The following is a 16,245-nucleotide window of genomic DNA, read 5'->3' on the forward strand; positions in this document are numbered from 1 at the left end:
AATAGACTACAACTTACGATAAACCATAGGGCCAACTGTATAGTTGGCCTTACTTTCCTATTGATTTTTTACAAATTCTGCATCTTATATAATGATAGATGAAACGCTAATATTTTGAATTTAGTTATCTATTCATTGCTTAGGCTATTTTATTATTGCTTTAAATACTTATCACTTCTCTCAGCTTTGCTATGGATTTGATTTAACGGTTTAGAATAATACAAAAATAAAAGTGCTAAAATAACGCTTGTCTTATCCTATGGTAAATTATTTTTTCTCATGAGCATTCCTAATCATATTCTTGAACAACTGAACAGCCAAGCTGACTTGATTAGTATTATTGGTCGTCATACGACGCTTAAACGTGCTGGTAGTGAATATAAAGGATGTTGTCCGTTTCATGGTGAAAAGTCACCTTCGTTTTATGTTAATCCACAAAAGAACATTTACCACTGTTTTGGCTGTAGTGTCGGTGGCAATGCCATTAGCTTTTTACGCGACTATGAAAGTCTAACTTTTATTGAAGCGGTGAATGAGTTATCAAAGCAAACTGGCATCGAAGTGCCAAAAGATGACCAGCAAAATGTCAGCTATCAGCGCAACAAACCTAATAGTAAGCCAACAGCCAAGCCAGCATCTAGACCAAATGCCAGGTCAATACAGCAAACACCCTCTACTTCATCACCTACCTCATCGGATACACAATCAACAGCGCTATCTAATGGGCAGTCGTCAGCTGATATCCCGTCTATTTCTTCTGACTCATATGAGTATCAGCAGACTAACGACTATGCAAGTCCGCCCAATTATGACGATGCAAGCTATAGTAGCTCGCTCACAGACAGTCCCTATGATGGCACAAGTTATGACAGTTCAGAGTACAGTGACTACCCGCCTACATGGCCTGCGGATGGTTCAGCATCATTTGATTCCGTAGCATTCCATCCAGTAGATCTGAATGATAATAATGTAAGCGACCAAGACGGTAATCTGTATGAATTACTGGAGCAGATTCAAAAGTTTTATCAGCACAATCTAACCACGCACCCTCATGCCAAACATTATTTTATGACGCGCGGTATTACTGAAGATATCTTTGAGACCTTCGGGCTTGGTTACGCGCCGTTTGGTTGGCAACATCTTGAGCATCAGTTCCCGCAAGACATTGAGGGACTCAAAGCCTTAGGTCTGGTACGCCAATCAGAGTCAGGACGTGATTATGACTTGCTCCGTGATCGAGTCATCTTTCCAATCCGAGACAATCAAGGACGCACTATTGGTTTTGGCGGTCGAGCGTTAGATGATGAAGTTAAGCCCAAATATATTAACTCTTCAGACTCGCCCGTCTTTCATAAGCAGCATGTACTGTATGGCTATTATGAATCAAGACAACAGCGTGCAGACCGCTGGCTAGTGGTCGAAGGCTATATGGATGTGATTGCCCTTTACCAAGCTGGTATTTATGGTGCGGTGGCATCCATGGGCACGGCTATTAATGAAAGCCAAATCTCGCGTCTATTGACCCTTAATCCCACTCTAACATTGAGTTTTGATGGAGATAGCGCTGGGCAAAAAGCCGCTTGGCGCACCCTTGAAGTTGCTCTACCTGTCCTAAGCGACGATAAAGAACTGCGATTTCTATCATTGCCTAATAACCATGATCCTGATACGTTTATCAAGGCTAATGGCGCGGAAGCTATGCGTGAGCAAATCATCAATGCTATGCCGCTATCGCAATACATTTTTGCCTATTTAAGTGAGCGTTATGATTTAGCATTGGCAGAAGGTAAAGCCAAGCTCATGTCACAAGTGCGCACTTTGACTACCTCACTACCTAAAGGCAGTAGTTTTCGTTATCTATTAAATAATGACATTTATCAAAAACTGGGTGGCAAACGTAGCCAAAACGTTGAGGCCAAAGACGCGTTGCTAGATTTTGATGGCGATATGACCATCAGCCAGCAGTTGCAGCTATGTTTTTTATTTCAGCCGCGTATATTCCAAGAAGACCCTATCGAGGCGATTTGGCGACAAGCTGGTATTGATAGTTTAGACTTCCCTGCTCATATCAAACAAAAAGCGCCTGCTGATGCTTTTAGATCATTAGCTTGGGAAGACTTGCAAGATGCCGCATTACTCGATGTGGTCAATACCATTAAGCGTTGTTTGGCATATCTACCAACAGATGCCAATGCCGCCGCACACTTTATTATGTCGAATGTACAACCTGTTACTCAAGAGATGTTAAGCCGCAGTTGGGGCGCTTTTTATAAGACACTAACGACTAGAAATATTTTGAGTGTTGATGAGCTGGTCGAAAACTTAGTCATGCAGCTGCTTAAACTTCATATGCAAAAAAAGATGCAGGATCTAATCAAAAATCCAGATCATGTCAGACTTGCCATCGTACGCAAGCAGACACAACTATTAAATGACTGGTTACGTGCGCAGCAAGCAGAACAGTCAGCGCAAATGGCCACCGTTAAATCTTGATTTATTAGCTATTAAGCAGATAGTAGATAGCTAATAAAGAACCAACCCTTTAAAACATTGTACATTGCCCCCATCATTTATGATTATGGCTAGCACACATTTATAATAAGATATAAGTAGCAACTAATTGACTGTACCGTGCTCGATAGCGGTGGTCTGTGTTAAACTATGCGGCTGTGAATATTGACTGTCATTTTAGATACGGTCATATCGCCTTATTTTTTGAGTAGTATTTTTAGTAAGTTTTATTGAGCAATTTTATTGTAGTTTTTTGAGCCTTTATTCATATCAACTCATTTTCGTTATTATTGACATCCCCTACGCCTTTTTGTGATCAATCTATTGATTAGATCCACGCACCCAGCAAGCGATGGCACGTCATATCACGGAAATGTCCGACGCAAGCAAGTGAGTATTTATGAACGATAAGTCAGTTTCTAAGTCCACGTCTCAACTGGCCACCTTAATTCAAATGGGCAAAGAGCAAGGGTATCTTACCTATGCTGAGGTGAATGACCAACTGCCCGACTCCATTACAGAAAGCGATCAGATCGAAGACATTGTCCAGATGCTAACTGACGTCGGTATCAAAATCTTTGAGTCCGCGCCTGATGCTGATGACATCTTGATGAACGATGACTCAAGCGATGACGATATGGCAGCTGACGAAGCAGCGGCAGTATTAGCCTCTGTTGAGACTGAGCCTGGTCGTACTACCGATCCTGTCCGTATGTATATGCGTGAGATGGGTACGGTCGATTTGTTAACGCGTGAGGGCGAAATTGCCATTGCTAAGCGTATCGAAGAAGGTATTCGTGATGTGCAGCATGCCATGGCTTATTGGCCTGGTACAGTACAATTCGTTCTTGATGAATATCAGCGCGTAGTGGATGGTGATAAAAAGCTATCTGACGTCATCACAGGTTTTTTAGACCCTGAAACAGACGAAGATATAGCAGCAGCAAAAGAAGAAAAAGAAAGAGAAAAAGAGAAAATTTTAGTGATGAAGTCAAAAGCTATCGCTAAAGCCGAAAAAGATGACGACGATGATAGCGACGACGTAGATGACGCTGATGCAGATGATGTCGAAGAAGAAACTGGTGGTATCGATCCAGAAGAAGTGCGTCTTCGTCTAGAAGAGATCGAACATCTATTTATTAAAGCCAAACAAGCCTTGCTCGATTATGGTCGTGGCAGTACGCAAGCTGACGAAGCTTATGAGCAACTTGCCAGCCGCTTTATGATGTTGAAGCTTAACAACCGCATGTCAGATCAAGTCATGGCTATCATGCATGACGTCTATGATGACGTACGTAAGCAAGAACGCCAGATTATGCGCTTGGTTATTCGCCGTGGTCGTATGCCGCGTTCTGAATTCCGTAAAACTTTCCCAAGTAATGAAACCAACGTTGATTGGCTCACTGAGCGTCTTAAAGGCAAGCCTGCTTTTGCTGAGACCTTAGAAAAAGTCATTGATGATGTCATTTTATTACAACGTAAAATCCGTGATTACGAGCAAAAGCTCGACATGGAAATCCACGACATGAAAGATGTGGCACGTGGTATGGCGATTGGTGAAGCCAAAGCTCGCCGTGCGAAGAAGGAAATGGTTGAGGCCAACTTACGCTTAGTAATCTCTATTGCTAAAAAATATACTAACCGTGGTTTACAGTTCTTGGATTTGATTCAGGAAGGTAATATCGGTTTAATGAAAGCGGTTGATAAATTTGAATATCGCCGTGGTTATAAGTTCTCGACTTATGCAACATGGTGGATTCGTCAGGCTATCACCCGCTCTATCGCTGACCAAGCACGTACCATTCGTATTCCGGTACACATGATTGAGACCATTAACAAGATAAACCGTGTCTCACGTCAGTTGCTACAAGAGATGGGACGTGAGCCAACGCCTGAGGAATTAGGCGAACGCTTAGAGATGGACGAAGTTAAAGTTCGTAAAGTGCTGAAGATTGCCAAAGAGCCTATCTCAATGGAGACTCCTATCGGTGATGATGAAGATTCGCACTTAGGCGACTTTATTGAAGACTCAACGATTTCAAGTCCTGTTGATGATGCAACATCTGCTGGTCTACGTGAAGCCACTCGTGACGTATTAGGTAACCTAACTGAGCGTGAAGCGCGTGTACTAAAAATGCGTTTCGGTATTGATATGCCAACCGATCATACTTTGGAAGAAGTCGGTAAGCAGTTCGATGTGACTCGTGAGCGTATTCGTCAAATTGAAGCAAAAGCGCTACGTAAGTTACGTCATCCTTCACGTTCTGAGCATTTACGCTCTTTCCTTGAAAACGACTAATTTATATAGGAATTGCTGAACTTATATAAACGTTCTGAAAAGAAAATCAAAAAAGCTGAGCATGTCTCAGCTTTTTTGTGCCTGTTAGATACCATGTGATAACGCTATAGTCCTTTCACTACAAGAGACTCAAGTTAAAAAATCTATCAAAAGTGCACAAGGCCAAAAGCGTGTTTATCACACCATTCGCGGCTATACTGGCTTACGTTTACGCATACGTAGTGAGAATGTCGAATTCCAACACCTTTACACACATCCAGCAACTATTAAATGCAAGGAAATGACACTAGGACTTTACCTAGCCTTAACGTTTGAACTTGCACGGCAAGCATATAATGATAATCTTAGCTTGTTAGCGCAAGGCATAGATCCGATAGCTCACCGTGATAATAAACGCATAGAACAAACCAATTCTTTAAACACTACCTTCCAAGATGTTGCTCATTACTGGCTTTGACCTATGCTGTCAATCCCCTAGACACTAACTTGGAAGATTTTAATCAGATAGCTTTATGATAATAATCTATGCTATCGATTTCATAGTCACTAAAGTTATATCTAACATTCGCAGTTCAATGTTTGTATAGCGCATCGAACGTATTCGAGTGATTATGGTAAATAGATTAAGAGATTAGTGTCTCAATCGCTTTCGATGCATTTACTCATTTAATAGAATGGTTATCTTAGGGCATACTTTAAAGAAAAAGGATTTGCACTGAGAATGTGATTTTGTATTTTGTATTTTGTATTTTGTATTTTGTATTTTGTATTTTGTATTTTGTATTTTGTATTTTGTATTTTGCTATATATGATAAAGAACAATATACATTTAATACAAAATGATTTTTTATCAGTGCACAACCGGTGTACCTTCTGTACTAAAAGCAAAGCTTTTATTACTGAAGTTACCAATCATAACTGCCTCAATGACTGGTCTCACGGTCTCATCTACACCTTCAACTTCAATTATGAAGTTAGCGCCCGAACCGCCTTTATCTTCTTCTCTTTCGACAATATAGTTCAAGGTTGCCATGGCTGGTAGCTCAATGGTTTCTGTTAAGTATGATTTAACAAGCTCGCCATGTGTCCCGTAATAATCTATTTTATTAATATATAGTGAGTTCTTTAATGTTGTGTTGCGCACGCTCAAGGTCGCTGACAGTAAAACCTTACGATTGTCTCTATCGGTATAAATGTCTGAATAAATCGGTACATAAAAGGTTTGTTTATAGCCAAACTTGCTGTGATCAACTTTTTTTGAGCTGTTCTCAAGCTCTTTAATAGGATCTTGATGTTCTTCTGAAAACATGACATTTGGGTCTTGTTTAGACGCATCACAGCCGCTCAACAGTAGCAAGCCAGTAATACATAAGACGGATATGCGACATTTATTCATAACGTTACCTTCTATCGATTAGTGTACCTTAACCCCAACACTACGTAAAAACTGATGGATATGTTTGTTCGCCCCGTAGACCACCAGCACATCATCATTCTGTAATATCTGCTCGGGCGTTGCTAGACCTTCGATACTAGGTTTACTTTGGTGACGACCAAAGCTGTCTTCATAGTGCTCATAGCGCATGGTGCTCAGCAGTTTAAGATTAAATTTATGTTCCATTTGTAAAGCCGCAATCGTTTTTCCAATTAAAATATCTGGGATACTAATCTCAACGATACTAAAGTGATCCGTTAAGCTAAACGAGTCGACGAAATAACGTAGCGATAGCCGTTTTGCCCAGCGCATCGCTGATTCTTTTTCGGGATGAAAAATATCATCAACCCCAATCGCTTGGAGGACTTTTTCGTGGAGCGGATTGATACTGCGACTGATTAAATGCTTGGCTTTCAAGGTTTTAAACAGTGCCGTCGCCATCACATTTGCCCCTTGGTCTTCACCAATTGCCACCACGACAATATCAGTATCCATAATCGGTAGACCGTTGACCGTATACTCATCGGTTGCATCCATGCAGATGGTATGGGTGATAACCTCCTTATAAGCTTCAACCTTTTGCATGCTGCTATCGATAGCAATGACCTCATGACCTTGGCTGGTCAGCGCCATACCGAGCGAGGAGCCAAAACTTCCTAAACCTGCAATGATATATTTCATGATACTCCTTGTCATTTATGCCATCGTAAATACAGCAATGGGGCATGATTAGTTAATAGTAATCTCTTCGGTTGGATAACGATAGTTACGTTGATGCCTGTTTTTAAGTAGTGCAACAAAAATAGTTAACATGCCGACGCGCCCAACAAACATAATCACTGAGACCACAAGCTTGCTGAAGGTTGATAAATCAGCGGTTAGGTTTAAGCTGAGACCTACAGTGCTATATGCCGAAAAACATTCAAAAACGACTTTAATCAAATCAAGCTCGGGCTGCTCATAACTAATGAGCGTCACGCCCAGTCCAATGACCAATAATGACAACCACATAATTGAAAATGCACGACGAATAGAGATGTCAGCAATCTCACGTTGGAATACTTCAACTTTGGTCTGACCGCGCGCTAAGCTCAAGGTATTTAAGACTGCAATAGCAAAGGTGCTGGTCTTGATACCACCGCCCGTTGAGTTTGGCGAGGCTCCAATCCACATCAAAAAAATGGTCAGCATAATGGTCGGGAATGCCAGCGCATCCATATCAGCAATATTAAATCCTGCCGTACGCGGAGTCGCTGCCGTAAATAACCCCGTAATGACCTTGCCGTAAACACTGCTATGCTCAGCAAGTATGCCATTGTATTCAAACATCAACACTCCAATCAGCCCGATCAGTAATAAGGCACCAGAAGTAATCAACGTAATACGACTATTAATACTGAGCAGCCATGGCTGATAACCATAACGCGGATCATGAGCATGGAGCGCCCTTTGGGTACGGTGACGTAGATAACGCAGTAAATTGGCAACAATCAAAAACCCCATACCACCAAATAAGAAGGTGGTACTAATGATCAGCTGTAAAGAATAGTTAAAGCGTAGCGACTCATCATATAAGCCAGCACTGAATGTTGAGAATCCAGCATTACAGAAAGCAGAGATGGCATGAAAAACAGAAAAAAACATCCGTTCAGAGAAGTTCATACCAGGTAAATCATAAATACTGATATAAATTAGCATAGCAGCGAGTGCTTCAATGCCAAAGGTGATATATAGAATAGACTTTAATGTTGACACCATGTCGCCTAAACGCCGTGAAAAGTTCATCTCACTGATACTGAGTTGGGTCTCATAACTGACGCCACCTTTAAAAAAGTAGCTGAAGTAAGTCACAAAGGTCAAGATTCCCAAGCCGCCAATTTGAATCAGCCCTATAATAATCACTTGCCCAAAAGTAGTAAAACGCGTTGCCGTATCTACCACAATCAGCCCTGTGACGCAGACTGCGCTGGTAGCAGTAAATAAGGCATCAACAAAGGATATAGGCTCAGTGGTAGCGTTAGGCATCATCAATAGTAACGATCCAACCAATACCACTGATAAAAAACTTAAGATGAAAAATTGACCAGGGTTTAAAAAGGCACGATTCAGATTAAAGTTATTGTCGGATATTTCACGAATAAAAGTGACAAACACGGCAATCTTAATCGCAATAAATCCATCAACTGGCATCGATAGCCCTGAGCGAGCTAATTCAGTGAAATGTACCGCCAGTAAAACAAAAATAGCCACACTGGCTAGTAAGTCAAAAATCGCTACTTTATTTACAGAGAGGCGCGTCTTTGCGCGTACATAGCGCCAAACCGTTGCGACGAATCCGAGTAAAATGATAATTAAGTAAAAAAGATGAAAAATATGTTGTAGCCAAGATGATAGGGTAAATCCACTATCGACCAATGCAAATCCTATTCCAATAACACTGATAATGACGGCAAAATTATTTAATAAGCGATATGGTAGGGCTGGGTGCATAGCCTAATTCCAGACGAGGAGTAAATAGTATATTTATACTCCTTTTTTCTATTATTAACTAAGATTGGTTTTTAATAATCGTAACTAGCTATAATTTCTATGACAAACCCCTATAAATAAAGTTTGCCTTTATTTATAGGGGTTTGTCATATATTCGATATCAAATGAAATAGATGAGTTTTTTTGGCTTGCTGTGTGTGCCTATGTATGACAATGGTGGTCAGATTTAACGAATAAATAGGCAAATAATCATGGCAACAATCAAAATAGATACTAAACTTAAAAACTTATAAAAAATGTACAAGAGTGTTTACTATGAGATAAACTGCAAAAAATAGTAATCTTACTGGCTATTAAATCTAGCATATTTAATACCTACTATATCTACCAGACTGGACGAGTAATTGCACAATGAAAAAATCAGTTCAAACCATTTTAAATCGAGTGGGACTTACCGCTTTAATTGCAGCATCATTGATATCTGCAACGGTACAAGCAGCAGACAGTAATGATCGTCTAAAAAGCGTCGTTGATAAGCAAGCCAAATTACTAATGAAGGACCATAATATTCCAGGGATGGCTTTTGGCGTTATTATTGATGGCAAATCACATTTCTATCATTATGGTTTGGCTGATAAAAAATCTGGCAAACCTGTGTCAGAAAACACCATTTTTGAGCTAGGATCTATCAGTAAGACGTTTGCAGCTACCTTAGCCAGTTACTCTGAATTGAATGGCACACTGGCATTAGAAGATACGGCTGACAAATATATTCCTTACCTAAAAAACAGCGCCATTGGCAATACTAGGCTTATAAACTTAGCCACCTATTCGACTGGTGGTCTACCCCTACAAGTTCCTGATGAGGTTGAAAACAATAAGGGGTTACTGCGTTATTATAAGTCTTGGCAGCCTGTCTTTCCTGTAAACTCAAAGCGTCTATATTCCAATGCCAGTATAGGACTGTTTGGTTATATATCAGCACTAAGTATGGACTCTGATTACACACAGCTGATGGAAGAAAAAACACTGCCGTCACTCAATATGCCAAATACCTTTGTCAATGTTCCTAACGACAAAATGGCGGATTATGCGTTTGGTTATAATGCTGCTGGAGAACCGATAAGAGTCAATCCTGGCATGTTGGACGCCGAAGCCTATGGTATTAAATCCACCATTTCAGATATGACGCATTTCATGGCTGCGAATATGGGGCTGGTGCCGCTGGATAAAGATATCCAGCAAGCGTTAGACAACAATAGAAAGGGTTACTATCAGGCGAGCACTTTTACCCAAGGTTTAGGATGGGAGATGTATCCTTATCCTACCAAGCTAGAAACCTTGCTTGAGGGCAATTCAATGGATGTAGTGCTAAAGCCTCAAACCATTACAACCGACAATCATCCAACGCCTGTTTTAAACAACGTATGGGTTAATAAGACAGGTGCTACCAATGGGTTTGGCGGCTATATCGCTTATATTCCTGCTAAAAAATCAGGCATTGTCATTTTGGCAAATAAAAACTATCCAAATACAGATAGAGTCAAAGCAGCCTATACGATTTTAGAGAGTGCGATGACTCATTGATTGAGCATGAGTCACAAAGCAACCTTATGCAAATAGCTTTATAAATTATTGAGAACCCAGCTAAATGCTGGGTTCTTTTACATCTATGGCTTAAGAGCAACCTTCGACCAGATAAATCGCTTCTGGTATACCGATATCAATACTCTCTACCTGACCTTTTAATAGGTTTTTATTGTCTGCTGTCCATTCAGTCGCTTTAATTTGATAGTCATTAAGCTTTTGACCGCCCTTGATATGATATTCAATCTGTATAGGCATCTTGTGCCCTTTATTATCAAGCTTAACGTCTTCGTCTTTTAACCACTCTCCTTGTTCATTTTCTTTGATAACTTCAAAATTCACATTAGCAATCAGATTATAGTAGTCGCCATCAACTGCATATTTATCAACTTCGTAAATAAGGTCATTATTATGTGCTTTCATAACCTCTTTGACTGAATCACCGACGTTAATACCTGTATAAAGCGACATGGTTGGATCCTGAATAGTAATTAGTGCAACCTTGTCATTTATAATCTGATATAGCACAGAGGCACGTTTACCGTACTCTTCATCCACATAATTTAGTTTTTCATTACTGACGTAATAGCATTGTTCGTTATCGCCATCCTCTCTCGTAAGTCCTAAATCACTTAACAGTTTAGGAGTAATAACTTGCCCGAAGCTTAACTTCTGATAACCTGATAGGCTTACCATTGAAGCATTTGTCGGGGTTATATCTTTAGGCGATGTACTATTTGTCTCAATTATATTTTTATCTGTATCACTAGTTTGTGAATTTACATTATTAGAAGCACTATGGTTACCGGATGATAAACTCTGTGAGTCACAGCCAGTTATCAGTTGCATACTACCGACAATAACAGTAAAGAGTAATATGGATTTGGTCATTAAAAAAGGTGACTTTTGATGAAAATTTGACATCGCTACTCTCCTAATATGAGTCTGTTGATACCTAATCTCTACTCTATCAGAAGTTCAACTTAACTATTGTAATAAGCTTTTGACAGCACAGTATTTAAAATGTCGAATACCTATCTATTCTAGATAACCGTTTTTGGGAGCGATATCAGGCGGAAGATCGGTCTCTCCCAGTGCTTCTAGTAAGTTGATTTCGATAGTGCGTGACAAAGCAGTTAGTGGCAATTGATTGGCAGCCAAGCCAAAAGGCTCTTCCAACTCTTCACTAAGGACATCTAGACCGAAAAAAGTATAGGCAATTACCGCACAAATTAAAGGGGTCGCCCAGCCTAGTGAGGATACCAAGCCAAAAGGCAACATAAAGCAATACAGGTAGGTAGTACGATGTACTAAGAGCATATAAGCAAATGGCAGCGGCGTGTTATGAATACGCTCACAGGCGGCCAAGACAATCGTCATAGAAGTCAGACGCTCGTCCATGTTTTGTATCATCTGCTCCGATGATAAGCACTGACGCCGACTGTCTCCGAGTTTTTTACCCATCAGGCGCATCAGATAATCGGGCAAGTTCTGCGTCTGGCGCATGCTGGCATGATGTATTGGTTCGACGAAACGCTCGACATCCTCCCAAGGCGAAGTACCACGAAGCCGGTGGCGTACAGCATGAGTAAAAGCAATAGTCAGGTAAATCATAGAACGCTGGGTGTCTCGTCCAGTCTCAACTTCTTCGTCTATAAAAGAAAGCAGTTGGCGAGTTAGGCTGCGGGCATCATAAACTAGCTGACCCCATAAACCGCGAGCTTCCCACCAACGCTGATAGCTTGCATTGTTACGAAAGCCAAGAAACAGCGATAAGGCGATCCCAAGCAAGGTAAAAGGAGCCGTACTATAAGATGGGAATGACAAAGGAAACTCGTGCTGAACAATCGTTATGAGTGTACTAAGCAAGGTGACTAGCAAAATCTGCGGATAGATCTTCGGGATGATTGAGCCGCGAAGGGTAAAGAATATCTTGAGGGCATTGGGTGTTTGCCGGACAATCATGTTAGCTTCCTAGCGAGATGGTCTGTAAGCGCAGTATTAATTATAGGCTGTGTTTCGAGTACAGAGTTGCAAACTATACATTGGCATCATAGTATAGGTAATAATTGATTAAAAGCTCTTAAATAAATGTTTATTAATCGCATCCATTAAAAGTAGTCCAACTGCTCCACATTGTAAAAAATAGCGACAAATCATTGACTACCTGTTTGACTATTTCTATCTCCTCAAAAAAATTGATAGAACAGCGCGCGCGTAAACGCCAACACTTCTGCTACATTAATAATGTATTACCCTAGCCCTCCCAGCACTTGAATAATATCCAAATGCCACTATAAATAGTGAATACAGCTACCGCACATAACAAATGTACTAATCCAAAAATTACATCAACCAAAGAACTGAGCGAGTCTCAGCTTTTTTAATTTTGCGGAAACCAATATTAAAACCAATATTTTCATAAAAAATAAGGATACCATCATGACTGATGACCCAAAAGACACCAGTAATCAAAACCAAGCGCCCAAAAAAGATGTCAAAGTCACTGAGCTAGTCGCCAACGACGGTATCTTAAAAGGTAAAAAAACTGACGTGCAAAACCCTGAGCTTTGGGAGTTCCCGATGGACTACCCAATGAGCATCATCGGTCATGAAGGCGAGCATGAGACCTTACTTAATGAAGTCAAGCTTATCCTTGGTAGCCAGTTCCCAGAGTTCGATTTGGCATCTATGGAAGTAAAACCTTCAAAAACAGGTCGTTTTCATTCGGTACGAGTCAATTTATATTTAACTACCGTTGAGCAAGTGAACATCTTATATGCCTCACTTGATGAAGCAAAAACCGTACGCATGGTGGTATAAACTCGTACGCTAAAGTTAAAAAACAAATTTAACGTTTCAATACCGCAATCGTCACTCATATGGGTGGCGATTTTTTGTAGTCTCAGGTACAATCACCACCGCTATTATTATCGTGATTACGGCTATTATTAGTAGTTAGTTTGTCGAGTAATAAAAATAAAATGACAACTACTTTTTTACAAAAAATTTTATTATTTGAGTCAATCGCGTCTAACCCTTATCCCATCGTCCTTTGCTAAATTTTGGACACGCTACAACCTCACAGCAACATAGTTTCACTCTAAAATCAATATAGCATTTTCAAAATTTTCCCGCTATATTGTGCCTACTTACTAACAAACACGCTATATCTAGTGCTCAGTGGTTTTATTCATCACTATGAGCAGCGGTATGCTTTTGTCTAAAAAAACTTCAGCGACCGTAACACCTTGTTATAGCGTAATAAAAAACTTTGCTAGATTTAATCTACGCAGGGTAAATATCAGCAATCAATAATAGAGGGTAACATGACACATATCGATAAGATTCAAGTGACCAAACGCGACGGACGTTTAGAGCCTATTGATTTAGATAAAATTCATAAGGTTATCGCGTGGGCAGCTCATGATTTAGATAATGTGTCTGTATCACAAGTTGAGCTAAAGTCGCACATTCAGTTTTATGAAGGTATCAAAACTCGTGATATTCACGAGACCATCATCAAATCTGCTGCCGACTTAATCTCTGAAGATACTCCTGACTATCAATATTTAGCCGCGCGTTTGGCTATCTTCCACCTACGCAAAATCGCTTACAACAGATTTACCCCGCCGCACCTATTTGATCATGTAACCACCCTGACCAATGCCGGCAAGTATGACGAGCATATCCTAGCTGATTATAGCCGTGCTGAGTTCGATGAGTTAGAAGAGTATATGGATCACTGGCGCGATATGAACTTGGCTTATGCTGCCGTTGAGCAGATGGCTGGTAAATACCTCGTGCAAGATCGCGTCACCAAGACGGTCTATGAGAGCCCGCAGTTCTTATATATGCTCGTCGGCATGTGTCTGTTTAGCCGTTATGATAAATCAGAGCGTCTCGACTACGTTAAACGCTTCTATGATGCGACTTCACAATTCAAAATCTCTCTGCCAACGCCAATCATGTCTGGTGTGCGTACGCCATCGCGTCAGTTTAGCTCGTGCGTCTTGATCGAATGTGGTGATAGCCTAGATTCTATTAATGCTACCACCAGCGCCATCGTACGTTATGTATCACAGCGTGCTGGTATCGGCATCAACGCTGGTCGTATTCGTGCCCTTGGTAGCCCTATCCGTGGCGGCGAAGCACAACATACTGGCTGTATTCCATTCTATAAACTGTTTCAGACAGCGGTTAAATGCTGCTCACAAGGCGGCGTCCGTGGTGGTGCTGCGACATTATTTTATCCATTATGGCATTTAGAAGTTGAGTCGCTATTGGTACTCAAAAACAACCGCGGCGTTGAAGACAACCGTGTCCGTCATATGGATTACGGCGTACAGTTAAATAAAACGATGTATACCCGCCTCATCAAAGGTCAAGATATCTCGCTATTCTCACCAGGCGACACTCCTGGCTTGTATGATGCCTTCTTTGAAGATCAAGACAAGTTCGAAGAGCTATACACCAAGTACGAGAATGACCCAAGCATTCGTAGCCGTCAAATCCCAGCGGCAGATTTGTTTAGCCTAATGATGCAAGAGCGCGCCAGCACGGGTCGTATCTATATCCAAAACGTCGATCATTGCAACACTCATAGCCCATTTGACCCGACGGTCGCGCCGATTCGTCAGTCAAACCTATGTATGGAAATTGCGCTACCGACTAAGCCACTTGATAACATCAATGACGAAGAAGGCGAAATCGCCCTTTGTACGCTATCAGCAGTTAACTTGGGTAAAGTTGAAAACGTCAGCGATATCGAAGAACCGGCCGAGCTCATCGTGCGTGCGCTTGATGCCCTACTCGATTATCAAGACTATCCGGTAAAAGCTGCGCAAAACGGCAGTATGCGTCGTCGTACATTGGGTGTTGGCGTGATTAACTATGCTTATTACCTTGCCAAAAATGGCGTACGCTATTCAGACGACAGCGCCTTAGGCCTGACCCATCAAACGTTTGAAGCGCTACAATTTTATCTCTTAAAAGCGTCAAACAAATTGGCAAAAGAGCAAGGCGCGTGCCCTGCCTTTAACGAGACTACCTACTCACAAGGTATCTTGCCGATTGATACCTATAAAAAAGACTTGGATAAAATCTGCCAAGAGCCGCTACATCTCGATTGGGAAACGCTACGTACTGAGATTACCACTCACGGTCTGCGCAACTCTACCCTAACCGCTTTGATGCCGTCTGAGACTTCTAGTCAGATTGCCAACGCGACTAATGGTATCGAGCCACCACGCGGTCTAGTCTCTATCAAAGCATCAAAAGATGGCATCTTAAAGCAAGTCGTTCCTGATATCGGTACGCTTAGACATCAGTACGAGCTGCTATGGCAAATGCCAAACAATGACGGTTACCTAAAGCTGGTCGCTGTTATGCAGAAGTTCGTCGATCAAAGTATCTCTGCCAATACCAACTACGATCCCGTTCGTTATGCAGGGGGCCGTGTACCAATGAAGATATTGCTAAAAGATCTGCTAAACGCATATAAGATGGGTGTGAAGACGTTGTACTACCATAATACTCGTGATGGTGCGAACGATGCCCAAGCGGATATGGAAGATGATTGTGCTGGTGGGGCTTGTAAGATTTAGAAAGCCTGTTATCTAGCTCTCTAATTTAATTAAGAGAGCTAGATAGTTTTTCTTAAACTTAAAATTATTGAGGAGGTTCATTATTAGTAATTAGAAAATCGCGTATTTTAGAAGTTTACTCACACTAATAGAAGGTAAGGTGTATGGCAAGAAACACTGGAAATGGAACTCGAAAGGGTTCAGTTATAAATCGTACTCAGATAAAGCATCCAAGTAATTCTGAGCATTCCCTCAAAAGAAACGCTAGTACAGGTCAATTTATGAGCGGTATGAAAGGTGTATATAAGGGGGTGGCACAAGAAGTAGACGATAGAAGA

11 protein-coding genes are annotated in these 16,245 nt (G+C 41.1%); 6 read left to right on the forward strand and 5 right to left on the reverse strand.

Annotation, left to right across the window (positions count from 1 at the left end; translation table 11 throughout):
• Positions 1–279: 279 nt before the first annotated feature.
• The 3 genes from ACTQ9S_RS01365 (at position 280) to ACTQ9S_RS01375 (ending at position 5,267) form a co-directional block, all read left to right on the forward strand.
• Positions 280–2,493, forward strand: a complete 2,214-nt coding sequence (locus ACTQ9S_RS01365) for a DNA primase (protein WP_440453415.1) — start codon at positions 280–282, stop codon at positions 2,491–2,493.
• Positions 2,494–2,911: 418 nt separating this feature from the next.
• Positions 2,912–4,810 carry an RNA polymerase sigma factor RpoD gene (gene rpoD / locus ACTQ9S_RS01370; protein ID WP_068036027.1) on the forward strand — a complete coding sequence of 633 codons (1,899 nt, stop codon included), beginning with the start codon at positions 2,912–2,914 and terminating at the stop codon, positions 4,808–4,810.
• 106 nt (positions 4,811–4,916) lie between these two features.
• Positions 4,917–5,267 carry an integrase arm-type DNA-binding domain-containing protein gene (locus ACTQ9S_RS01375; RefSeq protein WP_350656864.1) on the forward strand — a complete coding sequence of 117 codons (351 nt, stop codon included), beginning with the start codon at positions 4,917–4,919 and terminating at the stop codon, positions 5,265–5,267.
• A 393-nt stretch (positions 5,268–5,660) separates the two neighbouring features.
• On the opposite strand, the gene ACTQ9S_RS01380 is transcribed toward ACTQ9S_RS01375, so the two are convergent.
• Genes ACTQ9S_RS01380 through ACTQ9S_RS01390 form a run of 3 tightly spaced genes read right to left on the reverse strand, consistent with a single transcriptional unit; the run spans position 5,661 to position 8,735 of the window.
• Positions 5,661–6,206 (reverse strand): DUF3124 domain-containing protein, encoded by a 546-nt coding sequence (locus ACTQ9S_RS01380; protein ID WP_068327971.1) that lies wholly within the window; start codon positions 6,204–6,206, stop codon positions 5,661–5,663.
• A gap of 18 nt (positions 6,207–6,224) precedes the next feature.
• The gene (locus tag ACTQ9S_RS01385) at positions 6,225–6,926 is read right to left on the reverse strand and encodes a potassium channel family protein (protein ID WP_068036030.1); all 702 of its coding nucleotides are present in this window, start codon (positions 6,924–6,926) and stop codon (positions 6,225–6,227) included.
• 48 nt (positions 6,927–6,974) lie between these two features.
• Positions 6,975–8,735 carry a TrkH family potassium uptake protein gene (locus ACTQ9S_RS01390; protein WP_068036032.1) on the reverse strand — a complete coding sequence of 587 codons (1,761 nt, stop codon included), beginning with the start codon at positions 8,733–8,735 and terminating at the stop codon, positions 6,975–6,977.
• A 411-nt stretch (positions 8,736–9,146) separates the two neighbouring features.
• Between ACTQ9S_RS01390 and ampC the strand changes: the two genes are divergently transcribed.
• Positions 9,147–10,322 carry a class C beta-lactamase gene (gene ampC / locus ACTQ9S_RS01395; protein ID WP_350656815.1) on the forward strand — a complete coding sequence of 392 codons (1,176 nt, stop codon included), beginning with the start codon at positions 9,147–9,149 and terminating at the stop codon, positions 10,320–10,322.
• A gap of 90 nt (positions 10,323–10,412) precedes the next feature.
• Here the strand turns inward: ampC and ACTQ9S_RS01400 are convergent, their stop codons facing one another.
• A complete protein-coding gene (locus ACTQ9S_RS01400) occupies positions 10,413–11,246 on the reverse strand; it encodes a hypothetical protein (protein WP_440453417.1) in 834 nt (277 codons plus the stop codon).
• A gap of 114 nt (positions 11,247–11,360) precedes the next feature.
• Complete coding sequence (locus tag ACTQ9S_RS01405) at positions 11,361–12,287, reverse strand: bestrophin family protein (protein ID WP_068036037.1); 927 nt, start codon at positions 12,285–12,287, stop codon at positions 11,361–11,363.
• A 477-nt stretch (positions 12,288–12,764) separates the two neighbouring features.
• Here ACTQ9S_RS01405 and ACTQ9S_RS01410 point away from each other — a divergent pair, with 477 nt between their 5' ends.
• Both ACTQ9S_RS01410 and nrdA read left to right on the forward strand, forming a co-directional pair.
• Positions 12,765–13,145: a YbeD family protein gene (locus ACTQ9S_RS01410; protein WP_082785672.1), complete on the forward strand. Its 381-nt coding sequence runs from the start codon at positions 12,765–12,767 to the stop codon at positions 13,143–13,145.
• Between the two features lie 506 nt (positions 13,146–13,651).
• Positions 13,652–15,928 (forward strand): class 1a ribonucleoside-diphosphate reductase subunit alpha, encoded by a 2,277-nt coding sequence (gene nrdA / locus ACTQ9S_RS01415; RefSeq protein ID WP_350656819.1) that lies wholly within the window; start codon positions 13,652–13,654, stop codon positions 15,926–15,928.
• Positions 15,929–16,245: the final 317 nt, after the last annotated feature.

Source organism: Psychrobacter sp. ASPA161_9 (assembly GCF_051970275.1).
Lineage (GTDB): Bacteria > Pseudomonadota > Gammaproteobacteria > Pseudomonadales > Moraxellaceae > Psychrobacter.

Excerpts from the sequence above, each read along its gene's own strand:
- rpoD (WP_068036027.1), top strand. The coding sequence starts at position 2,912 with ATGAACGATAAGTCAGTTTCTAAGTCCACGTCTCAACTGGCCACCTTA.
- ACTQ9S_RS01365 (WP_440453415.1), top strand. The coding sequence starts at position 280 with ATGAGCATTCCTAATCATATTCTTGAACAACTGAACAGCCAAGCTGAC.
- nrdA (WP_350656819.1), top strand. The coding sequence starts at position 13,652 with ATGACACATATCGATAAGATTCAAGTGACCAAACGCGACGGACGTTTA.
- ACTQ9S_RS01410 (WP_082785672.1), top strand. The coding sequence starts at position 12,765 with ATGACTGATGACCCAAAAGACACCAGTAATCAAAACCAAGCGCCCAAA.
- ACTQ9S_RS01405 (WP_068036037.1), bottom strand. The coding sequence starts at position 12,287 with ATGATTGTCCGGCAAACACCCAATGCCCTCAAGATATTCTTTACCCTT.
- ACTQ9S_RS01390 (WP_068036032.1), bottom strand. The coding sequence starts at position 8,735 with ATGCACCCAGCCCTACCATATCGCTTATTAAATAATTTTGCCGTCATT.
- ACTQ9S_RS01400 (WP_440453417.1), bottom strand. The coding sequence starts at position 11,246 with ATGTCAAATTTTCATCAAAAGTCACCTTTTTTAATGACCAAATCCATA.
- ACTQ9S_RS01385 (WP_068036030.1), bottom strand. The coding sequence starts at position 6,926 with ATGAAATATATCATTGCAGGTTTAGGAAGTTTTGGCTCCTCGCTCGGT.
- ampC (WP_350656815.1), top strand. The coding sequence starts at position 9,147 with ATGAAAAAATCAGTTCAAACCATTTTAAATCGAGTGGGACTTACCGCT.
- ACTQ9S_RS01380 (WP_068327971.1), bottom strand. The coding sequence starts at position 6,206 with ATGAATAAATGTCGCATATCCGTCTTATGTATTACTGGCTTGCTACTG.